The organism is Pseudomonas sp. F01002 (genome assembly GCF_004402115.1).
Taxonomy (GTDB): Bacteria; Pseudomonadota; Gammaproteobacteria; order Pseudomonadales; family Pseudomonadaceae; genus Aquipseudomonas; species Aquipseudomonas frigoris.
In genome coordinates, this window is sequence record NZ_SOPU01000003.1 from 93,300 (window position 1) to 114,735 (window position 21,436).

The 21,436-nt window shown below is 58.8% G+C and carries 22 protein-coding genes and 1 pseudogene; 22 read left to right on the forward strand and 1 reads right to left on the reverse strand.

The features are described 5' to 3' along the window. A pseudogene (gene ltrA / locus E3W21_RS01060) lies at positions 1 to 1,102 on the forward strand (group II intron reverse transcriptase/maturase); the annotation flags it as partial. A gap of 288 nt (positions 1,103 to 1,390) precedes the next feature. On the opposite strand, the gene suhB reads toward ltrA, so the two are convergent. After that, positions 1,391 to 2,206, reverse strand: a complete 816-nt coding sequence (gene suhB / locus E3W21_RS01070) for an inositol-phosphate phosphatase (protein ID WP_008147729.1) — start codon at positions 2,204 to 2,206, stop codon at positions 1,391 to 1,393. A gap of 146 nt (positions 2,207 to 2,352) precedes the next feature. On the opposite strand from suhB, the gene trmJ reads away from it, so the two are divergent. From trmJ to E3W21_RS01175, 21 genes are all read left to right on the forward strand, one after another. Then, entirely contained in the window at positions 2,353 to 3,123 is a 771-nt protein-coding gene (trmJ, locus tag E3W21_RS01075) for a tRNA (cytosine(32)/uridine(32)-2'-O)-methyltransferase TrmJ (protein WP_010457884.1), read from the forward strand. A gap of 2 nt (positions 3,124 to 3,125) precedes the next feature. Beyond that, positions 3,126 to 3,902 (forward strand): serine O-acetyltransferase, encoded by a 777-nt coding sequence (gene cysE / locus E3W21_RS01080; protein WP_134417297.1) that lies wholly within the window; start codon positions 3,126 to 3,128, stop codon positions 3,900 to 3,902. A gap of 237 nt (positions 3,903 to 4,139) precedes the next feature. Next, positions 4,140 to 4,631 carry a Fe-S cluster assembly transcriptional regulator IscR gene (gene iscR / locus E3W21_RS01085; RefSeq protein ID WP_007903581.1) on the forward strand — a complete coding sequence of 164 codons (492 nt, stop codon included), beginning with the start codon at positions 4,140 to 4,142 and terminating at the stop codon, positions 4,629 to 4,631. Positions 4,632 to 4,681: 50 nt separating this feature from the next. Continuing rightward, positions 4,682 to 5,896: an IscS subfamily cysteine desulfurase gene (locus E3W21_RS01090; protein ID WP_074873944.1), complete on the forward strand. Its 1,215-nt coding sequence runs from the start codon at positions 4,682 to 4,684 to the stop codon at positions 5,894 to 5,896. Between the two features lie 84 nt (positions 5,897 to 5,980). Further along, entirely contained in the window at positions 5,981 to 6,367 is a 387-nt protein-coding gene (iscU, locus tag E3W21_RS01095; RefSeq protein WP_003443374.1) for a Fe-S cluster assembly scaffold IscU, read from the forward strand. A gap of 34 nt (positions 6,368 to 6,401) precedes the next feature. Further along, positions 6,402 to 6,725, forward strand: coding sequence for an iron-sulfur cluster assembly protein IscA (gene iscA / locus E3W21_RS01100; protein ID WP_007903589.1), 324 nt, complete (start codon positions 6,402 to 6,404; stop codon positions 6,723 to 6,725). Positions 6,726 to 6,733: 8 nt separating this feature from the next. Further along, the gene (hscB, locus tag E3W21_RS01105) at positions 6,734 to 7,255 is read left to right on the forward strand and encodes a co-chaperone HscB (protein WP_008070981.1); all 522 of its coding nucleotides are present in this window, start codon (positions 6,734 to 6,736) and stop codon (positions 7,253 to 7,255) included. A 51-nt stretch (positions 7,256 to 7,306) separates the two neighbouring features. Beyond that, positions 7,307 to 9,169 carry a Fe-S protein assembly chaperone HscA gene (gene hscA, locus E3W21_RS01110; protein ID WP_134417299.1) on the forward strand — a complete coding sequence of 621 codons (1,863 nt, stop codon included), beginning with the start codon at positions 7,307 to 7,309 and terminating at the stop codon, positions 9,167 to 9,169. A gap of 2 nt (positions 9,170 to 9,171) precedes the next feature. Next, positions 9,172 to 9,513, forward strand: coding sequence for an ISC system 2Fe-2S type ferredoxin (gene fdx, locus E3W21_RS01115; protein WP_033061467.1), 342 nt, complete (start codon positions 9,172 to 9,174; stop codon positions 9,511 to 9,513). 14 nt (positions 9,514 to 9,527) lie between these two features. Then, a complete protein-coding gene (gene iscX / locus E3W21_RS01120) occupies positions 9,528 to 9,728 on the forward strand; it encodes a Fe-S cluster assembly protein IscX (RefSeq protein ID WP_116581898.1) in 201 nt (66 codons plus the stop codon). Positions 9,729 to 9,932: 204 nt separating this feature from the next. Next, positions 9,933 to 10,358, forward strand: coding sequence for a nucleoside-diphosphate kinase (ndk, locus tag E3W21_RS01125; protein WP_007916882.1), 426 nt, complete (start codon positions 9,933 to 9,935; stop codon positions 10,356 to 10,358). A 28-nt stretch (positions 10,359 to 10,386) separates the two neighbouring features. Continuing rightward, entirely contained in the window at positions 10,387 to 11,535 is a 1,149-nt protein-coding gene (rlmN, locus tag E3W21_RS01130; RefSeq protein ID WP_033061468.1) for a 23S rRNA (adenine(2503)-C(2))-methyltransferase RlmN, read from the forward strand. 12 nt (positions 11,536 to 11,547) lie between these two features. Further along, entirely contained in the window at positions 11,548 to 12,306 is a 759-nt protein-coding gene (pilW, locus tag E3W21_RS01135; protein WP_134417301.1) for a type IV pilus biogenesis/stability protein PilW, read from the forward strand. Beyond that, positions 12,306 to 13,331: a RodZ family helix-turn-helix domain-containing protein gene (locus E3W21_RS01140; RefSeq protein ID WP_134417303.1), complete on the forward strand. Its 1,026-nt coding sequence runs from the start codon at positions 12,306 to 12,308 to the stop codon at positions 13,329 to 13,331. Before pilW ends, E3W21_RS01140 begins: the two co-directional genes overlap by 1 nt. A gap of 3 nt (positions 13,332 to 13,334) precedes the next feature. After that, positions 13,335 to 14,444: a flavodoxin-dependent (E)-4-hydroxy-3-methylbut-2-enyl-diphosphate synthase gene (gene ispG / locus E3W21_RS01145; RefSeq protein WP_008147751.1), complete on the forward strand. Its 1,110-nt coding sequence runs from the start codon at positions 13,335 to 13,337 to the stop codon at positions 14,442 to 14,444. A 24-nt stretch (positions 14,445 to 14,468) separates the two neighbouring features. Then, positions 14,469 to 15,758, forward strand: a complete 1,290-nt coding sequence (hisS, locus tag E3W21_RS01150; protein WP_134417305.1) for a histidine--tRNA ligase — start codon at positions 14,469 to 14,471, stop codon at positions 15,756 to 15,758. Between the two features lie 40 nt (positions 15,759 to 15,798). Beyond that, on the forward strand, positions 15,799 to 16,440 hold the full coding sequence (locus tag E3W21_RS01155; protein WP_129438184.1) for a tetratricopeptide repeat protein: 642 nt from the start codon (positions 15,799 to 15,801) through the stop codon (positions 16,438 to 16,440). Continuing rightward, positions 16,433 to 17,584, forward strand: coding sequence for an outer membrane protein assembly factor BamB (bamB, locus tag E3W21_RS01160; protein ID WP_134417307.1), 1,152 nt, complete (start codon positions 16,433 to 16,435; stop codon positions 17,582 to 17,584). The genes E3W21_RS01155 and bamB overlap by 8 nt, the downstream gene beginning before the upstream one ends. 140 nt (positions 17,585 to 17,724) lie before the next feature. After that, entirely contained in the window at positions 17,725 to 19,194 is a 1,470-nt protein-coding gene (der, locus tag E3W21_RS01165; protein WP_129438180.1) for a ribosome biogenesis GTPase Der, read from the forward strand. Positions 19,195 to 19,307: 113 nt separating this feature from the next. Further along, positions 19,308 to 20,456: a pyridoxal phosphate-dependent aminotransferase gene (locus E3W21_RS01170; RefSeq protein ID WP_134417309.1), complete on the forward strand. Its 1,149-nt coding sequence runs from the start codon at positions 19,308 to 19,310 to the stop codon at positions 20,454 to 20,456. After that, positions 20,444 to 21,235, forward strand: coding sequence for an amidohydrolase (locus tag E3W21_RS01175; protein ID WP_134417311.1), 792 nt, complete (start codon positions 20,444 to 20,446; stop codon positions 21,233 to 21,235). Before E3W21_RS01170 ends, E3W21_RS01175 begins: the two co-directional genes overlap by 13 nt. Positions 21,236 to 21,436 lie beyond the last annotated feature (201 nt).

Sequence of the window (21,436 nt, forward strand, 5' to 3'; positions counted from 1 at the left end):
GGGCGGCGATTCGTGAACAGCTTCTTTCGAGAGCCTACCGGCCCAGTCCGGTAAAGCGTGTAGTCATTCCCAAACCTGACGGCGGTGAGCGCGAGTTGGGTATCCCAACGGTCACCGACCGCTTGATCCAGCAAGCGTTGCTGCAAGTGTTGCAGCCTCTGCTTGATCCAACCTTCAGTGAGCACAGCTACGGTTTTCGTCCGGGGCGCTGTGCGCAGGACGCCGTTTTGGCGGCTCAGCGTTACGTGTCCTCGGGGCGCAAGGTGGTCGTGGATGTTGACCTGGAAAAATTCTTCGACCGGGTCGATCACGACATTCTGATCGACCGTTTACGCAAGCGGATTGCGGATCGGGCGGTTATCCGGCTGATTCGCGCCTATCTGGATGCGGGAACGCTGATCAATGGCGTGGTCGAGAAAAGCCGCTGCGGGGCGCCGCAAGGCGGCCCACGCTGTCGCCGTTGCTGGCGAATGTGCTGCTGGACGAAGTGGACCGAGAGCTTGAGCGCAGGGGACATTGTTTTGTGCGCTATGCCGATGATGCGAACGTGTATGTTCGCAGTCAGAAGGCGGGGCAGCGGGTAATGGCCCTGCTGAGGCAGCTGTACGAAAAGCTGCACTTGAGCGTCAACGAGAACAAGAGTGCGGTGGCGAGTGCGTTCGGCCGCAAGTTTCTGGGCTACGAGTTGTGGTCGGGCCGCGGTGAGGTCAAACGTGCTGCGTCCTATAAAGCGCAGAAGCAGTTCAAGCAACGAATACGCTGGTACACCTGACGCTCATGTGGCCGTAGCTTGCAGCTGATTGTCGACGACCTGCGACCTTACATTTTGGGTTGGAAAGCTTACTTCGGGTTGTCGCAAACTCCAGCCGTCTGGTGTGAGCTGGACGAATGGATACGGCACCGACTGCGAGCGATCCAGCTTAAACAATGGAAGCGCGGAACGACGACGTATCGTGAGCTGCGAGCACTTGGCGCGAGTAACCAGGTGGCGCAGAAGGTGGCAGGAAACACCTGCCGCTGGTGGCATAACAGTCGTCTGGAGCTGAACCGCGTGCTTACTATTGCGTGGTTCGACAGGCTGGGATTAGTACGTCTCTCATAACCTCAATCTCTCGAACCGCCCGGTGCGGACCCGCATGCCGGGTGGTGTGGCAGGGGCGCGGCCTGTGACGGCCGTCCCCTATGCCGATGCCTGCGATTTATGTACCGCCGCTAATCCCTTGTGGGAGCGGGCTTGCTCGCGAAGGCGATGTAATATTCAGCATTTATGTTGGATGACGCACCGCTTTCGCGAGCAAGCCCGCTCCCACATTGGACCTGTGGTGTTTTCGGCGATTGGATTTCAGGCATAAAAAAAGCACCCCGAGGGGTGCCTTTTCTGGCTGCTCGCTTAGCGTTTCAGCGAGGCCGGCAGGTGCGGCTGGATGGCCGTCAGTACTGCTTTGAAGCATTTGGTGTTACCGGCAACGACGTGGCCTTTCTCAAGGAAGTCGTGACCGCCGGTGAAGTCGCTCACCAGGCCGCCTGCTTCCTGAATCAGCAGGGCGCCTGCAGCCATGTCCCACTCGGACAGGCCTGACTCCCAGAATGCGTCGAAACGGCCGGCCGCTACGTAAGCCAGGTCCAGGCTCGCCGAGCCAGCGCGGCGGATGCCGGCAGTCTGACCAACCAGGGCGCGGAACATGCCCAGGTAGTTGTCGAGGTTGTCCATCTGGTCATCGCGGAACGGGAAGCCGGTACCCAGCAGAGCGCCGTCCAGGCTGGTGCGGCCGCTGACGCGCAGACGACGACCGTTCAGTTGAGCGCCGCGACCACGGCTGGCGGTGAATTCTTCCTGGCGAACCGGGTCCAGAACAACAGCGTGTTCAAGGCGGCCGCGGTATTTGCAGGCGATGCTGACAGCGAAGTGAGGAATGCCGCGCAGGAAGTTGGTGGTGCCGTCCAGTGGATCGATGATCCACAGGTATTCTTCGCCTTCGCCGCTACCCGGGTGCATGCCGGTTTCTTCGCCGAGAATGCCGTGGGTAGGGTAGGCCTTGCGCAGCGCGTCGATGATTTTCTGTTCGGCGGCGCGATCCACCTCGGATACGTAATCCTTGGCGTCTTTTTCGTCGACCTTGATGGTATCCAGGCGCTCGATGGAGCGGAAGATCAATTCACTGGCGCTGCGGGCGGCGCGCAGCGCGATATTCAGCATGGGCTGCATGGATTTGTCACCTAAGGTTGTTAAAGAAAGCCGGGCATTCTATCAGAAAGTTTCTACAGGTGAAGGTCAGTGTTCGCTTTCATAGCTTAACGGTAGGTTGAGCTGTAAGATTCTGCTCCCCATTAACGTGTTCGAGAGCGCCTCCCTTGCTGCATAACATTCGTGTCGTCCTGGTCAATACCAGCCATCCCGGCAACATCGGCGGGGCTGCGCGTGCCATGAAGAACATGGGCCTGTCGCGGCTGGTGCTGGTCGAACCGCGGTTGTTCCCGCATCACGAAGCCGATGCTCGTGCTTCCGGTGCCGGTGACATCCTTGAAAACGCGCAAGTCGTCGCCACCTTGGAAGATGCCTTGGTTGGCTGCAATCTGGTGCTCGGCACCAGCGCCCGTGACCGTCGCATTCCCTGGCCGTTGCTCGATCCCCGCGAATGCGGAGTGAAAGTGGTCGAGGAGGCCGCGTCGGGTGCCGAGATTGCCTTGGTCTTTGGTCGTGAAGATTCCGGTCTGACCAATGAAGAGCTGCAGCGATGTCATTATCACGTGCACATCCCATCAGACCCTGAGTTCAGTTCGCTGAACCTTGGGGCGGCGGTGCAGGTGTTGAGTTATGAAGTGCGCATGTCCTGGCTCGCGGCCCAAGGCCAGCCGAGCAAGGTCGAGAAGGATGAAGTGGCGTCCACCAAAAGTGGTGAGCTGGCGACTATGGATGAGCTGGAGCGATTCTATGAGCACCTGGAGCAAACCCTGGTGGCCATTGAATTCCTCGATCCGGAAAAGCCGCGGCACTTGATGGCGCGCCTGCGCCGGTTGTACGGACGCAGCTCGGTCAGCCGGGCGGAAATGAATATATTGCGTGGCATCCTCACGGAAACCCAGAAAGCGGCCCGTGGTGAGCTTCTTAAGCGGAAGGATTAAAAATGTTCGAGCGTTTGCGTGAAGATATCCAGAGTGTTTTCCATCGTGATCCGGCAGCGCGCAACGCCTTTGAAGTTCTGACGTGCTACCCGGGCATGCACGCCATCTGGATCCATCGCCTGTCGTCGGCTCTGTGGGGTATGGGCTGGAAGTGGCTGGCGAGACTGGTGTCGAACTTCGGTCGCTGGTTGACCGGGATTGAGATCCATCCGGGCGCCAAGGTAGGTCGTCGCTTCTTTATTGACCATGGCATGGGCATCGTCATCGGTGAAACCGCTGAGATCGGCAACGACGTCACCCTTTATCAGGGCGTGACCCTGGGCGGCACCAGTTGGAACAAGGGCAAGCGTCACCCGACTCTGGAAGATGGTGTAGTGGTAGGGGCGGGCGCCAAGGTGCTTGGCCCGTTCACGGTCGGCGCCGGGGCCAAGGTCGGTTCCAATGCCGTGGTCACCAAGGCGGTTCCGGCGGGTGCGACGGTGGTCGGCATTCCGGGGCGGATCATCGTCAAGTCTGACGATGAGCAGGACGCCAAGCGTAAGGCCATGGCCGAGAAAATCGGTTTCGATGCCTACGGTGTCGGCGAAGATATGCCGGACCCGGTAGCGCGTGCGATTGGCCAATTGCTGGATCACTTGCAGGCGGTCGATGGTCGTCTGGAGGGGATGTGCGGGGCGTTGAAGGATCTGGGCAGTAATTACTGTGCCAAGGATCTGCCTGAGCTGCGTGAAGAAGACTTTGCCTGTGTGAAGGACAAGGATCAGAGTCAGGCCAGTTAAACCGAGTTGGCCCCTTCGCGAGCAAGCCCGCTCCCACAGGATGCTCATCGTCCTTGTGGGAGCGGGCTTGCTCGCGAAGAACGATAACGCGGTACTGCTGGCTGTAAGCGGCCCGCCTTTGCTATGATGCGGCCGCTCTTTTGCGGGTAATCCTGACTAAAGTACTAGGTCTTATAGTTGACTTAAATACTCGGGAATTGCATACTCGCCCCATTCTGAACTCCGTGGTAATTGTCCATGCGACTGACTACAAAAGGCCGATACGCCGTAACCGCCATGCTTGACCTGGCGTTGCACGCGCAGCACGGGCCGGTGTCCCTGGCCGATATCTCCGAGCGCCAAGGCATCTCCCTGTCCTACCTCGAACAGCTCTTCGCCAAATTGCGCCGCAGCAATCTGGTGTCCAGCGTCCGTGGTCCAGGCGGCGGCTATCAGCTGTCGCGCGACATGCAGGGTATCCAGGTCGCCCAGGTGATCGATGCGGTTAACGAATCGGTCGATGCCACCAAATGCCAGGGCCAGGGCGATTGCCATCAAGGCGACACCTGTCTGACCCACCACTTGTGGTGCGATCTGAGCCTGCAGATTCACGAGTTTCTGAGCGGTATCAGCTTGGCTGACCTTGTCACTCGCCGTGAGGTACAAGAAGTAGCCCAGCGTCAGGATCAGCGCCGTTGCAACAGCAAAGCGCCGCGCCTGGACAAGATTGAAGCGTCCGCCGTCGAATGACAGCCAAAGAGCTAGCGGCACGCCAGCCAGCCTGATTTAGGAGATAGTCCATGAAATTGCCGATTTACCTTGATTACTCTGCGACCACCCCGGTTGATCCGCGTGTAGCGCAAAAGATGAGTGAATGCCTGCTGGTCGACGGAAACTTCGGTAACCCGGCGTCCCGTTCCCACGTGTTCGGCTGGAAAGCTGAAGAGTCCGTCGAAAACGCTCGTCGTCAGGTCGCTGACCTGGTCAATGCCGACCCGCGTGAAATCGTTTGGACCTCCGGTGCCACCGAGTCCGACAACCTGGCAATCAAGGGTGCGGCGCATTTCTATGCCACCAAAGGCAAACACCTGATCACCACCAAGATTGAGCACAAGGCTGTCCTCGACACCATGCGCCAACTGGAACGTGAAGGCTTCGAAGTCACCTACATCGAGCCGCGCACTGATGGTCTGGTCACCCCAGAGATGATCGAAGCTGCCCTGCGCGACGACACCATCCTGGTTTCGGTCATGCACGTGAACAACGAAATCGGCACCATCAACGACATCGCAGCCATCGGCGAACTGACCCGTTCCAAGGGCATCCTGTTCCACGTCGACGCTGCTCAGTCCACCGGCAAGGTCGATATCGACCTGTCGAAGCTGAAAGTCGACATGATGTCGTTCTCTGCCCATAAAACCTACGGCCCTAAAGGCATCGGCGCACTGTACGTGAGCCGCAAGCCGCGTGTTCGCATCGAAGCGACCATGCACGGCGGCGGTCACGAACGCGGTATGCGTTCGGGCACTCTGGCGACCCACCAGATCGTTGGCATGGGCGAAGCCTTCCGCGTAGCCAAGGAAGACATGGTTGCCGAGAACATCCGCATCAAGGCCCTGAGTGACCGCTTCTTCAAACAGGTCGAAGGCCTGGAAGAGCTGTACATCAATGGCAGCATGACCGCCCGCGTACCGCACAACCTGAACCTGAGCTTCAACTACGTTGAAGGCGAGTCGCTGATCATGGCGCTCAAGGATCTGGCGGTTTCGTCCGGTTCGGCCTGCACCTCGGCTTCCCTTGAGCCTTCGTACGTACTGCGCGCCCTGGGCCGCAACGACGAACTGGCACACAGCTCGATTCGCTTCACCTTCGGCCGTTTCACCACCGAAGAAGAAATCGACTACGCCGCGCAGAAAGTCTGCGAGGCCGTTACCAAGCTGCGCACTCTGTCGCCGCTGTGGGACATGTACAAAGACGGTGTCGACATTTCGAAAATCGAGTGGGCGGCACACTGATTTCAAGTCGCCGCAAACCGGCCCTGTAAGACGCAGGTTTTCAGGGCTTAAGAGCGACTCTCTGATGAGTGAGGATTAAGAATCATGGCTTACAGCGAAAAGGTCATCGACCACTACGAGAACCCGCGCAACGTCGGCAAGATGGACGCGGAAGACCCTGATGTCGGCACCGGCATGGTCGGCGCTCCGGCGTGCGGCGACGTGATGCGTCTGCAGATCAAGGTCAACGAGCAAGGCATCATCGAAGACGCCAAGTTCAAGACCTACGGTTGCGGTTCGGCTATCGCCTCCAGCTCCCTGGCGACCGAGTGGATGAAAGGCAAGACTCTGGATGAAGCAGAGACCATCAAAAACACTCAGCTGGCTGAAGAACTGGCTCTGCCGCCAGTAAAAATTCACTGCTCCGTACTTGCTGAAGACGCTATCAAAGCGGCCGTTCGCGACTACAAGCAGAAGAAAGGCTTGATCTGACTTTCAAGTTTTGGCGACGAGTAAGGAGTCACCGATGGCTATCAGCATGACAGAAGCGGCTGCTCAACACGTGCGACGCTCCCTCAACGGGCGCGGCAAAGGTGAAGGGATTCGTCTGGGTGTTCGCACCACGGGCTGTTCCGGCCTTGCCTACGTGCTGGAGTTTGTCGACGAGGTGGTTGCAGAGGATCAGGTGTTCGAAAGTCACGGCGAGAAAGTGATCATCGACCCGAAAAGCCTGGCCTACCTGGACGGCACCGAACTCGATTTCGTCAAGGAAGGGTTGAACGAAGGCTTCAAGTTCAACAACCCCAACGTGCGCGGTGAATGTGGCTGCGGCGAAAGCTTCAACATCTGAGGCTGCGCGTGGGTACTCCTTGTCATTTCGCTTTATTTGAGCTGAAACCGAGCTTCCGTCTGGATCTCGATCAGTTGGCCACGCGCTACCGTGAGTTGGCGCGCGGTGTTCATCCGGACCGCTTTGCAGACGCTTCCGAGCGCGAGCAGCGGCTGGCGCTAGAGCAATCCGCGAGCCTCAACGAGGCCTACCAGACGCTCAAAAGTCCCCCAAAGCGCGCGCGTTACTTGCTCGCCATGGGCGGTCGCGAGCTGCCGCTGGAGGTCACGGTGCATGATCCGGAGTTTCTTCTGCAGCAGATGGAGCTGCGTGAAGAGCTCGAAGATCTGCAAGACAGCGCCGACCTGGCGGGTGTTGCAGTGTTCAAGCGTCGCCTGAAGACTGCGCAGGATGAACTGAACGAAAGCTTCGCAGCCTGTTGGGATGATGCAGCGCAACGTGAACAGGCCGAACGCCTGATGCGGCGCATGCAGTTCCTCGACAAGCTCACCTACGAAGTGCGCCAGTTAGAAGAGCGCCTCGACGATTAACCCAGTGCCGCTCCGGTCGCACGCCTGATATACAGATAAGTCCTGATAACGATGGCCCTACTGCAGATCGCCGAACCCGGCCAAAGTCCTCAACCGCACCAGCGTCGTCTGGCTGTGGGGATCGACTTGGGCACTACCAATTCGCTGGTCGCTGCATTGCGCAGTGGTCTTTCCGAGCCTCTGGCTGACGCTGACGGGCAGGTCATCCTGCCGTCTGCCGTGCGCTATCACGCTGATCGCGTCGAAGTCGGCGAGTCGGCCAAGCTGGCTGCCGCCACTGACCCTTTGAACACCGTGCTGTCGGTCAAGCGCTTGATGGGTCGTGGTCTCTCCGACGTCAAGCAATTGGGCGATCAACTGCCGTACCGCTTTGTCGGCGGCGAATCGCACATGCCGTTCATCGACACGATTCAGGGCCCGAAAAGCCCGGTCGAAGTTTCCGCCGATATCCTGAAAGTGCTGCGTCAGCGCGCCGAAGCGACGTTGGGTGGCGAACTGGTAGGCGCGGTGATCACCGTTCCGGCCTATTTCGACGATGCTCAGCGTCAAGCCACCAAGGATGCCGCCAAACTGGCCGGTCTTAATGTGCTGCGTCTGCTCAATGAGCCGACTGCCGCTGCTGTGGCTTACGGTCTGGATCAGCACGCTGAAGGCCTGGTCGCTATTTATGACCTGGGTGGCGGCACCTTTGATATTTCGATTCTGCGCCTGACTGGCGGTGTGTTTGAAGTTTTGGCTACCGGCGGCGACAGTGCGCTGGGCGGCGATGACTTCGACCACGCAATCGCTGGCTGGATCATCGATAGCGCCGGTCTGTCCGCCGACCTCGATCCGGGTGCGCAACGCCATCTGCTGCAAACCGCTTGTGCGGCCAAAGAAGCCCTGACCAATACCTCGACCGTTGAAGTCGCTTATGGCGACTGGAAAGCCGAGCTGACCCGTGAAGCCTTCAATGCGCTGATCGAGCCGATGGTTGCTCGCAGCCTGAAAGCCTGTCGCCGCGCTGTGCGTGATTCCGGCATCGAGCTGGAAGAAGTGCATGCCGTGGTCATGGTCGGTGGTTCGACTCGTGTGCCTCGCGTCCGCGAAGCCGTCGCAGAAGCCTTCGGTCGCGAGCCGTTGACCGAAATCGATCCGGATCAAGTGGTGGCCATTGGTGCCGCGATCCAGGCCGATACCCTGGCTGGCAACAAGCGTGATGGCGATGAGTTGCTGTTGCTTGACGTGATTCCGTTGTCCCTGGGGCTGGAAACCATGGGCGGACTGATGGAGAAGGTGATTCCACGCAACACCACCATCCCTGTCGCCCGAGCTCAGGACTTCACGACTTATAAAGATGGCCAGTCGGCCATGGCGATCCACGTATTGCAGGGTGAGCGCGAGCTGATCAGCGACTGCCGCTCCCTGGCACGCTTCGAATTGCGCGGCATTCCGGCGATGGTGGCCGGTGCGGCGAAGATTCGCGTGACCTTCCAGGTCGATGCCGACGGTCTGCTCAGTGTATCTGCCCGCGAACTGGGCTCGGGCATTGAGGCCAGCATCCAGGTCAAGCCGTCCTACGGTCTGACGGATGGCGAAATCGCCAAAATGCTCAAGGACTCGTTCCAGCACGCCAACGACGACAAGGTCGCCCGGGTGTTGCGTGAACAGCAGGTCGATGCCCAGCGCCTGATCGAAGCGGTGCAGGGCGCCCTCGATGTCGATGGCGAGCGTTTGCTCGACGCCGAAGAGCGCATGGTCATCGAATTGCAGATGCAGGAACTGACCGAATTGATGAAAGGTACTGATGGTTACGCCATCGAGCAGCAGACCAAGCGTCTGTCGCAAGTGACCGATGCCTTTGCTGCCCGCCGCCTGGACTCTACGGTGAAAGCCGCGCTGGCGGGGCGCAACCTGAATGAGATTGAGGAATAACGATGCCGCAGGTCATTTTTCTGCCACACGAGAAGTTCTGCCCGGAAGGTATGGTTGTGGAGGCTGAGCCTGGCACATCCATTCTCGAGCTGGCCCACGAGCACCATATCGAGATGGAAAGCGCCTGTGGCGGCGTCTGCGCCTGCACCACCTGTCATTGCATCATTCGTGAAGGCTTTGACTCGCTGGAAGAAGCGGATGAGCTGGAAGAAGACTTTCTTGATCGTGCCTGGGGTCTGGAGGCGCAATCGCGTCTAGGCTGTCAGGCGATCGTCGGGAATGAAGACCTGACTGTCGAAATTCCGAAATACTCGGTCAACCATGCGGCTGAAGCGCCGCACTGATTCAAGGAACTGAAATGAGTCTGAAATGGGTTGATGTGCTGGAAATCGCGATCCAGCTGGCTGAATCCAAGCCGGATGTGGACCCGCGTTACGTGAACTTCGTCGATCTGCACAAGTGGGTGCTGGCATTGCCGGAGTTCAGTGATGATCCGACCCGCGGTGGCGAGAAGGTGCTTGAAGCCATTCAGGCCGCCTGGATCGAAGAAGCAGAGTAGGAGCTGACGAGCGAAGCGAGGCTGCGATCTTTTCCGATGCCACTTGAATCTCAAGTGCAAGACCAGGATCAAAGGATCGCAGCCTTCGGCAGCTCCTACAGAAGGCGGAGGGTCGCGACCTGTAAGCCGTTAGGCAATACCAAAGAACCCGCGTATAATTCGCGGGTTTAATTTTTCGCAAATTACCGTTTCTGGAGTTACACCATGGCTGTTCAACGTACTTTCTCCATCATCAAGCCTGACGCTGTTGCAAAAAACGTTATCGGCGAGATCACCACTCGTTTCGAAAAAGCTGGCCTGCGCGTTGTAGCTTCGAAACTGAAGCAACTGTCCAAAGCTGAAGCTGAAGGCTTCTACGCTGAGCACAGCGCTCGTGGTTTCTTCGGCGACCTGGTTGCTTTCATGATCTCCGGTCCGGTTGTCGTTCAGGTTCTGGAAGGCGAAAACGCTATCGCTCTGAACCGTGAGCTGATGGGCGCTACCAACCCTAAAGAAGCTGCTGCCGGTACCATCCGCGCTGACTTCGCTGATTCCATCGACGCCAACGCTGTACACGGTTCGGACTCCGAAGCCGCTGCTGCTCGCGAAATCTCGTACTTCTTCGCAGCTACTGAAGTAACCACTCGCTAAGCATTGGCTTAAGAGTGAAGGTGAATCCATGACTACATCGACTGTAAAAACCAACCTGCTGGGTCTGACTCAGCTGGAAATGGAAAAATTCTTCGACTCAATCGGGGAGAAGCGTTTCCGTGCCGGTCAGGTAATGAAATGGATTCACCACCTTGGCGTCGATGATTTCGACGCCATGACGAACGTCAGCAAGGCCTTGCGCGACAAGCTCAAGGTTATTGCCGAGGTTCGCGGTCCTGAAGTTGTCAGCGAGGACATCTCCACCGACGGCACCCGCAAGTGGGTGGTGCGCGTGGCGTCCGGTAGCTGCGTCGAGACCGTGTACATTCCCCAGGGCAAACGCGGCACTTTGTGCGTTTCGTCCCAGGCAGGCTGTGCCCTGGATTGCAGTTTCTGCTCCACCGGCAAGCAAGGATTCAACAGCAACCTCACTGCCGCCGAAGTCATCGGCCAGGTGTGGATTGCCAATAAATCGTTCGGCAGCATCCCGGCGACCGCCGACCGTGCCATCACCAACGTGGTGATGATGGGCATGGGTGAGCCGCTGCTGAACTTCGACAACGTCGTGGCCGCCATGCATCTGATGATGGATGACCTGGGCTACGGGATCTCCAAGCGCCGCGTTACCCTGTCTACCTCGGGTGTGGTGCCGATGATCGATGAGCTGTCCAAGCACATCGACGTCTCCCTGGCGTTGTCCCTGCACGCACCGAACGACGCATTGCGTAACCAATTGGTGCCGATCAACAAGAAGTATCCGCTTAAGATGCTGCTCGAGTCGTGCCAGCGCTACATGTCGTCCCTGGGCGAGAAGCGCGTGCTGACCATTGAGTACACCTTGCTCAAGGACATCAACGACAAGGTCGAACACGCGGTCGAAATGATCGAGTTGCTCAAGAACATCCCGTGCAAGATCAACCTGATTCCGTTCAACCCGTTCCCGCATTCCGGTTACGAGCGCCCGAGCAACAACGCGATTCGTCGTTTCCAGGATCAGCTTCACCATGCCGGCTTCAATGTCACCGTACGCACCACCCGCGGTGAAGACATCGATGCTGCGTGTGGCCAATTGGTAGGGCAGGTGCTGGATCGCACCCGTCGCAGCGAGCGTTATATCGCCGTGCGTGAGTTAAGCGCCGAAAACGATATCGCGCAGAACGCTGCGAACAATAATTAAGAGAGGATCTCTATGTCCCTGCGCTTAGCGCTGCTTTTGCTGTTGGCCAGCCTGTGTGCTGGTTGTGTCCTGTCGGGCGATTTCAACCCGATGAAGACCAGCAAGGGCCGCGATGAGGCGCGCGTTGCCTATGTGCAGCTGGGCTTGGGGTACTTGCAACAGGGTATGACCGAACGGGCGAAAGTACCGTTGAAGAAAGCGCTGGACCTGGATGACTCGGATCCGGATGCCAACGCTGCGTTGGGCCTGGTATTCCAGGCCGAGATGGAGCCGGAGCTGGCGGATCAGCATTTTCGCAAGGCGCTGTCTTCCCGCCCCAACGATGCGCGAATCCTGAACAACTACGGCAGTTTTCTTTTCGAAGAAAAACGTTACAAAGAGGCGTACGAGCGCTTTGAACAGGCCGCCGCCGATACCTTGTATCCTGAGCGCTCACGGGTGTTCGAGAACCTCGGCATGACCGCTTCGAAGCTGGGGCAGTGCGATCTGGCGCAGCAGCAGCTGGAAAAATCCCTGCGTTTGAATCGCCAACAGCCACGTGCATTGCTGGAAATGGCTGAGTTGTCCTTCGAAGACAGGCATTATGTGCCCGCGCGTGACTATTACGATCGTTTTAGCCTGCTCACCGAGCAAAATGCACGTAGTCTATTGCTCGGCGTTCGGCTGGCAAAAGTGTTTGATGATCGCGACAAGGCCGCCAGTTTTGGCCTGCAACTAAAACGACTCTATCCCGGTACGCCGGAATATCAGCAATACCTGTCGGAGCAATGATGAAAGCGGCGCATCCCGAAGTTGTAGCAGCGAATCGCGTTAATCCCGGTGAGACCTTGCGCCAGGCCCGCGAAAGCAATGGCTGGTCGCTGGCCGAAGTGGCCCTCAAGCTCAACCTCACCGTCAATTCCCTGAGCAATCTGGAAGCCGGCGCTTTCGACAAGCTGCCTGGGCATACCTTTGCTCGCGGTTATATTCGCGCCTACGCGAAATTGCTCGGCATGGATCAAACCGTACTGGTCCAACAGTTCGACCAATCCACCGGCACCGACTCCCAGGGCAGCAACGTTCATAGCCTGGGACGTATCGAAGAGCCGGTTCGGGTTTCCCACACCATTTTGCGAGTTGTCAGCCTGCTGTTGCTGTTGGCAGTGATTGGTGGTGGTTTTGTCTGGTGGCAGGATCAAACCTCATTGCGCACCAAAGACCTGACTAGCCTGAGCCCGGAACACGTTGAAGTCGAAGGCGCTGACGGCACCACCCAGATCCATCCGCTGGACGAGCCGGAAGACCAGGCCGTCGCGGAAGGTCAGGCTGAAGGCTCGACGTCGCTGGCGTTGCCACAAGCCGAAAATTCCTCTGAAGCACCGGCCGAAGCTGAAGCGACCGCGCCTCCGACTGCACCTGCTGCGCCAGCGCCCGTTGCACCGACGCACAACACCGCTCCGGTTGTCGCGGCTCTGACCACGCCATCCCCGACTGCTCCTGTTGTATCAGCCCCGCCTGCGAGCGCCTCGGTTACTCCGACCATTCCCGCTCCAGCAGCGGCTGCTCCGGTTGCCGGCCAGGGTCAGGTTCAACTGCAATTCACTGCTGATTGCTGGACGCAAGTGACCGATGGCACCGGCAAGGTGCTGTTGAGCGGTCTCAAGCGCAAAGGCGAAAACGTTTCCGTGAGCGGCAAGCCACCGTTTTCCGTGCGTCTGGGGTTCGCCCGTGGCGCGCAGGTCAGCTACAACGGGCAGGTGGTTGATGTCGCTCCGTTCACCAGTGGCGAGACTGCTCGCCTGAAGTTGGGTCAATAAGTCATGCACGGCGAATCTCCAATCAAACGTCGCGAATCCCGCAAGATCTGGGTCGGTAACGTGCCCGTTGGCGGCGATGCGCCTATCGCTGTGCAGAGCATGACCAACAGCGACACCAATGACGTCGCCGCCACCGTGGCCCAGATCAATCGTCTGGAAGCGGCTGGCGTCGATATCGTGCGAATTTCCGTGCCCGACATGGATGCCGCTGAAGCCTTCGGCAAGATCAAGAAACTGGTCAAAGTGCCTTTGGTTGCCGACATCCACTTCGACTACAAGATTGCTCTGCGCGTAGCCGAACTGGGCGTTGACTGCCTGCGAATCAACCCGGGCAACATCGGTCGCGAAGACCGCGTGCGTGCGGTAGTCGATGCCGCCCGTGATCGCGGGATTCCGATCCGCATCGGCGTGAACGCCGGTTCCCTGGAAAAAGACCTGCAAAAGAAATACGGCGAGCCGACCCCGGCTGCGCTGGTTGAATCTGCCCTGCGTCACGTCGAGCACCTTGAACGCCTGAATTTCCAGGACTTCAAGGTCAGCGTGAAAGCTTCTGACGTGTTCATGGCCGTCGCCGCTTACCGCTTGCTGGCCAAGGAAATCGTCCAGCCGCTACACCTGGGCATCACCGAAGCCGGTGGTTTGCGTTCAGGCACGGTGAAATCCGCCGTGGGCCTCGGTATGCTGCTCGCCGAAGGGATTGGCGATACTATTCGCATCTCGTTGGCGGCCGACCCGGTTGAGGAAGTGAAAGTCGGCTACGACATTCTCAAATCCCTGCATCTGCGTTCCCGTGGCATCAACTTCATCGCCTGCCCGAGCTGCTCGCGGCAGAACTTCGATGTGGTCAAAACCATGAACGAGCTGGAAGGGCGCCTCGAAGACCTGCTGGTGCCGCTGGATGTCGCGGTCATCGGTTGCGTGGTCAACGGGCCGGGTGAAGCCAAGGAAGCCCATATCGGCTTGACCGGCGGCACGCCAAACCTGATTTACATCGACGGCAAGCCGTCGCAGAAACTGACGAATGACAATCTGGTGGATGAGCTTGAACGCTTGATCCGCCAGAAAGCGGCCGAAAAGGTCGAAGCCGACGCGGCAGTAATCGCCCGCGGCTAAGTCGAACGAATTTAAGGATTTATAGTGAGCAAGTCTCTGCAAGCCATACGTGGCATGAACGACATCCTGCCCGAGCAGACTCCCCTGTGGCGTCATTTCGAGGGCACCGTCTCGCGTTTGCTGGATAACTACGGTTACAAGCAGATCCGCATGCCGATCGTCGAGTTCACCGAGCTGTTCAAGCGCTCGATCGGTGAAGTGACCGACATCGTCGAAAAAGAGATGTACACCTTCGACGACCGCAACGGCGACTCCCTGACCCTGCGCCCCGAAGGCACAGCGGCCTGCGTGCGTGCGGTGCTCGAGCACGGCATCACCGGCGGTGGCCAGGTGCAGAAACTCTGGTACATCGGCCCGATGTTCCGCCACGAACGTCCGCAGAAAGGCCGTTATCGCCAGTTCCACCAGATTGGTTGCGAAGTCTTCAACCTCGACGGTCCGGACATCGATGCCGAGCTGATCGTACTGACCTGGCGCCTGTGGGGCGAGCTGGGCATTCGTTCTGCGGTCAAGCTCGAACTCAACAGCCTGGGCACTGCCGAGTCCCGCGGTCGTTATCGCGAAGCGCTGGTCGAGTTCCTTTCGGCCCGCCTGGACAAGCTGGACGAAGACAGCCAGCGTCGCCTGAAGACCAACCCGCTGCGGGTTCTTGATACCAAGAACGCCGACACTCAAGCGGTCCTGGTCGACGCGCCGAAAATGGCCGACTACCTCGACGAAGAATCCCGCGTGCACTTCGAGGGCCTCAAGGTTCGCCTGGACGCCGCCGGCATTCCTTACGTGATCAACCCGAAGCTGGTTCGCGGGTTGGATTACTACAGCAAGACCGTTTTCGAATGGGTCACCGATCAGTTGGGCGCCCAAGGCACCGTGTGTGCCGGTGGTCGTTATGACGGTCTAGTAGAGCAGATGGGCGGCAAGCCGACGCCGGGCGTTGGTTTCGCCATGGGCATAGAGCGCCTGGTGCTGTTGCTTGAAACCCTGGAGCAGATCCCGGAAGAGATTTCCCGTCAGGTCGACGTTTACCTCTGCGCCTTCGGTGAGGCCGCCGAGCTGGCCGGTCTGGCCCTGAGTGAACGTGTTCGTGATCAGTTGCCCAACCTGCGCCTGCAAGTGAATGCCGGCGCCGGCAGCTTCAAAAGCCAGTTCAAGAAAGCCGACAAGAGCGGTGCGTTGTACGCGCTGATCCTCGGTGACGACGAAATGGCCCAGCAAGTGGTAGGTTTCAAACCCCTGCGTGGCCAGGGCGAGCAACAAAGCATTGCCTGGGATGCGCTTGCTGCACACCTGGCCACCTGCGTCGTGCAGGGTTGAAGCTGTCAAACAGCCGATTTAGCGATTAAGGAGTATTGGGGTGTCGAGTACCGAAGACGAACATCTGGCGGATTTGAAGGACTGGTGGACACGCAACGGCAAGCCCCTGGTCACTGGCGGCCTGTTGGCGCTGGTCATCGTGTTCGGCTGGCAGGCTTTTCACAAGTATCAGAGCAATCAGTCGCAAGGCGCCTCGATGCTTTATCAGCAACTGCTGGAAACCACGCTGACGCCAGACGGCAAGCCTGATGCCGCCCGTGTTGCGGACCTGGCCGGCAAGCTCAACAGCGAGTTCGGCGGTAGCGCTTACGCGCAGTACGGCAGCCTGTTCGTGGCAAAAGTTGCGGTCGACAGCGGCAAGCTGGATGACGCAGCCAGCGAGCTGAAAGCCATCGTCGCCAAACCGGCCAACCCGGCGCTGGGCGAAATTGCTCGTCAGCGCCTGGCGCAGGTGCTGGCCGCGCAGAACAAGGCCGATGAAGCCCTGAAACTGCTCGAAGGCGATGCCGATAAAGCATTCCTGGCCACTCGCGAAGAACTCAAAGGCGACCTGCTGGTGCAGTTGGGTCGTACCGACGAAGCGAACACGGCGTATCAAAAAGCCAAGGCGGCACTGTCGGATGAAGCGGCAGTGGGTGGCCTACAAATCAAGCTGGACGACCTGGCCAAAGGGGATGCGTGACGTGATTCGTTGGAAACATGCAGCATTGCTGGCTCTGGCCATATTGGCCGCGGGTTGCAGCAGCAACAGCAAAAAAGAACTGCCACCGGCCGAGTTGACCGACTTCAAAGAAGAAGTGGTTCTGCACAAGCAGTGGAGTCGTTCGATCGGTGACGGTCAGGGCGAATCGTACAACATGCTGGTTCCGGCGATCGATGGCGATACCATCTATGCCGCCGACGTCACCGGTGTGGTGATGGCGATGGATCGCAACAATGGCGACGTCAAATGGAAGAAAGATCTCGAACTGCCTGTTTCCGGCGCTGTCGGCGTCAGTTACGGCCTGCTCCTGATCGGTACGATCAAGGGTGAAATCGTTGCCCTGGACGCCATCAACGGTGAAGAGAAATGGCGCGCTCGCGTGTCCAGTGAAGTCCTCGCACCGCCGGCCAACAACGGTGATGTCGTTGTCGTTCAGACTCAGGATGACCGTCTGATCGGTCTGGATGCCGCTACCGGCACCCAGCGCTGGTTGTATGACAGCACTCCGGCGGTATTGACCCTGCGCGGCACCAGTGCGCCGATCGTCACCAACCGCCTCGCGGTGGCTGGCCTGTCGACCGGTAAAGTGGTCGCTCTCGATATTTCCAACGGCGTGCCGGTGTGGGAACAACGTGTAGCGATTCCACAAGGTCGTTCGGAATTGGAGCGCGTTGTCGATATCGACGGCGGCCTGCTGCTGTCCGGCGGTACGCTGTATGTCGCCAGCTATCAGGGTCGCGTTGCGGCACTGGATCTGGAAAGCGGTCGTCAGCTCTGGCAGCGTGATGCTTCCAGCTATGCCGGTGTCGCCCAGGGTTTTGGCAGCGTCTACGTGAGCCTGTCTTCGGGCACCGTTGAAGGCGTCGACGAACGTTCCACCACAGCCTTGTGGAGCAACGATTCGCTGGCCCGTCGTCAACTGTCGGCTCCGGAAGTGTTCTCCAGCTACGTTGCCGTCGGTGATATGGAAGGTTACCTGCATCTGCTGAGCCAGGTGGACGGTCGTTTCGTCGGCCGCGAGCGAATCGACAGCGACGGCCTGCGTGCCCGTCCGCTGGTGGTGGGTGACACGATTTATGTGTATGGCAACAGTGGCAAACTGGAAGCCCTGACCATTAAGTAAAGGTTTGACTATGCTTGGGGTTAGTTCCCCAAGCGGCCCCGTTTTGCGGGGCTCGCAGCGCTTACAGGCGCTACCCCGAGCACCAGCCGCTGCCTAGCAGCGGCTTTTGTATTTTCTGAAATAACGAAGTGGAGAGCCGCATGGTTCCCGTAATCGCCCTGGTGGGCCGACCGAACGTCGGCAAGTCCACCTTGTTCAACCGCCTGACCAGGACTCGCGACGCCATCGTCGGCGACTTGTCCGGTCTGACCCGTGATCGCCAATACGGTGAGGCCAAGTGGCAAGGGCGTTCCTACATTCTGGTCGACACCGGCGGTATCTCCGGTGACGAGCACGGTATGGACGAAAAAATGGCCGAGCAGTCGCTGCTGGCCATTGAAGAAGCGGATGTCGTTCTGTTCCTGGTAGATGCCAAGGCCGGTTTCACCGCCGCCGACCAGATGATCGCCGAGCATTTGCGCAAACGTAACAAGCGTTCTTACGTGGTTGCCAACAAGGTCGACAACATCGACCCTGAAATGGCCCGCGCTGAATTTGCCCCGTTGGGCATGGGCCACGCGATTCCGATCGCCGGTGCGCATGGTCGTGGCATCACCCAGATGCTTGAAATCGCTCTGAGCTCCTTCCCGAAAGACGAAGAAGAGCCGGAAGATGGTGAAGAGGAGATCGTTGCCGAAGGCGAGGAAGCCAAGCGCATTCCTGGCCCAAGCGAAAAAGACGGGATCAAGATCGCGATCATCGGCCGCCCGAACGTCGGCAAGTCGACCCTGGTCAATCGCATGCTCGGTGAAGACCGGGTAATCGTTTATGACGAGCCCGGCACCACCCGCGACAGTATCTACATCCCGTTCGAGCGTAACGACGAGAAGTACACGCTGATCGACACCGCCGGTGTGCGCAAGCGCGGCAAGATCCACGAAGAAGTTGAAAAATTCTCCGTGGTCAAAACCCTGCAAGCGATCAAAGACGCCAACGTGGTGATCTTCGTGATGGACGCTCGTGAAGGCGTGGTCGATCACGATCTCAACCTGCTGGGCTTCGCCATTGAGTCGGGTCGTGCGCTGGTGATCGCGATCAACAAGTGGGACGGCATGACGCCGAGCGAGCGCGACTTCGTGAAGGTCGAGCTGCAACGTCGACTGTTCTTCGTTGACTACGCCGACATTCACTTCATCTCGGCCCTTCACGGCACCGGCGTGGGCAACCTCTACGCCTCCGTACAGAACTCGTTCAAGTCTGCGGTCACCCGCTGGCCAACCAACCGCCTGACCACGATTCTGGAAGATGCAGTTGGTGAGCACGCGCCACCGATGGTCAACAACCGTCGGATCAAGCTGCGTTATGCCCACTTGGGTGGTGCTAACCCGCCGATCATCGTGATTCACGGTAACCAGATCGAGAAAGTGCCGAAGTCTTACGTGCGCTATCTGGAAAACACTTATCGTCGTGTCTTGAAGCTGGTCGGTACGCCGATCCGCATCGAGTTCAAGGGCGGCGAGAACCCGTACGAAGGCAACAAGAACTCGCTCACCGACCGTCAGGTCAACAAGAAGCGTCGGATGATGTCGCACCACAAGAAAGCCGACAAAAAGCGCCGCGACAAGCGCTGATTCAGGCAAGCGGAAGAGGGCGCCCATGGCGCCCTTTTTCATGCCTGCCGTTTGGGCTATTCTCGGGCTCTCCCGCGCCGCCGTAGAGCCGGGTGTAGAGCAGGGAATCACCGATGATCACCAGTAAGCTGCCGAATGTCGGCATCACTATCTTCACTCAGATGTCTCAGCTCGCGGCGCAAACCGGGGCGCTGAATCTGTCCCAGGGTTTTCCCGATTTCGATGCCCCGCAGGCGCTGTGCGATTCGGTCGGTCGGCATATCGCCAATGGCCACAACCAGTATTCGCCGATGACCGGCCTTCCTGCATTGCGTCAGCAGATTGCGGCGAAGATCGCCCGCAGCTACGGCGTCAATGTTGATGCTGACCATGAAGTGACAGTCACGCCCGGTGCAACCCAGGCGATCTTTTGCGCCATTCAAGCGGTTATCCACAGCGGCGACGAAGTGATCGTGTTCGATCCGGCCTACGACAGTTATGAACCCTCAGTTGAGCTGGCCGGTGGTCGTTGCGTTCATGTGCAGTTGGGCCTGAATGACTTCGCCATCGACTTTCAGAAGCTCGGTGAAGCCATTACGCCGCGCACGAGGATGATCATCCTCAACACCCCACATAACCCAAGCGGCGCGCTGATCAGTCGTGCCGAGCTGGATCAGTTGGCGGCGTTGATTCGCGACCGCGACATCTATGTCATCAGCGATGAGGTCTACGAACACCTGGTGTTCGATGGCGTGCCCCACGTCAGCGTGCTGAATCACGAAGAGCTGTATCAGCGTGCATTTGTGGTCAGCTCCTTCGGCAAGACCTATCACGTCACTGGCTGGAAAACCGGCTACGTGGTCGCACCGCCCGCCCTCACCGCCGAGCTGCGCAAGGTTCACCAATACGTCAGTTTTTGCGGCGTGACGCCACTTCAATATGCCTTGGCCGACTACATGGCCGAGCACCCGGAACACGTCGAAGAACTGCCGGCTTTCTATCAGGCCAAGCGCGATCTGTTCTGCGATCTGTTGGCGCCTTCGCGCTTCAGTTTCACCCGAGTGGCCGGCACGTATTTCCAGTTGGTCGATTACTCGCAGATCCGCCCGGACCTCAATGATGTCGAGATGGCGTTGTGGATGACCCGCGAACATGGCGTGGCGAGCATCCCGATCTCGGTGTTCTACCAGACTCCGCCCGAAGGCCAGCGCCTGGTGCGCCTGTGCTTCGCCAAACGCGAGGAGACCCTGCGTGAAGCAGCGGCAAAACTATGCGTGATCTGAGTGCACTGCCCAATCTGAACATCGCGCTGATCCAGACCACCCTGGCCTGGCACGATCGTCAGGCCAATCTGGAGCATTTCGAGCCTTTGCTGGAACAGGCTCGTGGGGCGGATCTGATCATCCTGCCGGAAATGTTCACCACCGGTTTCTCGATGGAGTCCGAGACCCTCGCCGAGTATGAAAACGGTCCCACCAGCAAATGGCTGCGGGTTCAGGCAGCGAAACTGGATGCGGTGATCACCGGCAGCGTGATCGTCCAGGCAGCTGACGGCAGCCATCGCAATCGCCTGTTGTGGGCGAGGCCGGACGGGGAGGTGTGGCACTACGACAAGCGCCATCTGTTCCGCATGGCCGGCGAGCACAACCACTTCACCCCCGGCGAGCGACAGGTGCAGTTCGAACTCAAGGGCTGGCGAGTGCGTCCACTGATTTGCTACGACCTGCGCTTCCCGGTCTGGAGCCGCGATGCTCAGGACACCGATTTGCTGCTGTACACCGCCAACTGGCCGGGGGCACGGCGTCAGCACTGGAACCGTTTGCTGCCAGCGCGGGCGATCGAAAACCTTTGCTATGTGGCGGCGGTGAATCGCGTTGGTACTGACGGCAAAGGTTTTGCTTACACCGGTGACAGCCAGGTGCTGGACTTCCAGGGTGAGACGTTACTCAGTGCGGGCGAAGCCGATGGCGTGTTTCAGGTCGTTCTGAACGCTGCAGATCTTCAGGCTTATCGAACACGCTTTCCAGCGAACCTGGATGCCGATACCTTCGAGTTCACCTGAGATCTCGGCGGCCTGAACCGGCCTTTTCGCGAGCAAGCCCGCTCCCACAGTTGATCAATGTGAGCACAGATTATGTGTACACCCAAATCCACTGTGGGAGCGGGCTTGCTCGCGAAGAGGCCGGGACAGGCAGCGCAAAAACAGCAGGCAAACAAAAAGGCCCCGAGGTTCGCACCTCGGGGCCTTTTGCGTTTCAGCGAT

What these genes read in the sequence shown, in the direction of transcription:
- iscU (WP_003443374.1), top strand. Translation starts at nt 5,981, where the DNA reads ATGGCTTACAGCGAAAAGGTCATCGACCACTACGAGAACCCGCGCAAC.
- cysE (WP_134417297.1), top strand. Translation starts at nt 3,126, where the DNA reads ATGTTCGAGCGTTTGCGTGAAGATATCCAGAGTGTTTTCCATCGTGAT.
- hscA (WP_134417299.1), top strand. Translation starts at nt 7,307, where the DNA reads ATGGCCCTACTGCAGATCGCCGAACCCGGCCAAAGTCCTCAACCGCAC.
- ndk (WP_007916882.1), top strand. Translation starts at nt 9,933, where the DNA reads ATGGCTGTTCAACGTACTTTCTCCATCATCAAGCCTGACGCTGTTGCA.
- der (WP_129438180.1), top strand. Translation starts at nt 17,725, where the DNA reads ATGGTTCCCGTAATCGCCCTGGTGGGCCGACCGAACGTCGGCAAGTCC.
- E3W21_RS01140 (WP_134417303.1), top strand. Translation starts at nt 12,306, where the DNA reads ATGAAAGCGGCGCATCCCGAAGTTGTAGCAGCGAATCGCGTTAATCCC.
- iscA (WP_007903589.1), top strand. Translation starts at nt 6,402, where the DNA reads ATGGCTATCAGCATGACAGAAGCGGCTGCTCAACACGTGCGACGCTCC.
- pilW (WP_134417301.1), top strand. Translation starts at nt 11,548, where the DNA reads ATGTCCCTGCGCTTAGCGCTGCTTTTGCTGTTGGCCAGCCTGTGTGCT.
- fdx (WP_033061467.1), top strand. Translation starts at nt 9,172, where the DNA reads ATGCCGCAGGTCATTTTTCTGCCACACGAGAAGTTCTGCCCGGAAGGT.
- E3W21_RS01175 (WP_134417311.1), top strand. Translation starts at nt 20,444, where the DNA reads ATGCGTGATCTGAGTGCACTGCCCAATCTGAACATCGCGCTGATCCAG.
- rlmN (WP_033061468.1), top strand. Translation starts at nt 10,387, where the DNA reads ATGACTACATCGACTGTAAAAACCAACCTGCTGGGTCTGACTCAGCTG.
- iscR (WP_007903581.1), top strand. Translation starts at nt 4,140, where the DNA reads ATGCGACTGACTACAAAAGGCCGATACGCCGTAACCGCCATGCTTGAC.
- E3W21_RS01090 (WP_074873944.1), top strand. Translation starts at nt 4,682, where the DNA reads ATGAAATTGCCGATTTACCTTGATTACTCTGCGACCACCCCGGTTGAT.
- E3W21_RS01170 (WP_134417309.1), top strand. Translation starts at nt 19,308, where the DNA reads ATGATCACCAGTAAGCTGCCGAATGTCGGCATCACTATCTTCACTCAG.
- iscX (WP_116581898.1), top strand. Translation starts at nt 9,528, where the DNA reads ATGAGTCTGAAATGGGTTGATGTGCTGGAAATCGCGATCCAGCTGGCT.
- suhB (WP_008147729.1), bottom strand. Translation starts at nt 2,206, where the DNA reads ATGCAGCCCATGCTGAATATCGCGCTGCGCGCCGCCCGCAGCGCCAGT.
- ispG (WP_008147751.1), top strand. Translation starts at nt 13,335, where the DNA reads ATGCACGGCGAATCTCCAATCAAACGTCGCGAATCCCGCAAGATCTGG.
- bamB (WP_134417307.1), top strand. Translation starts at nt 16,433, where the DNA reads ATGCGTGACGTGATTCGTTGGAAACATGCAGCATTGCTGGCTCTGGCC.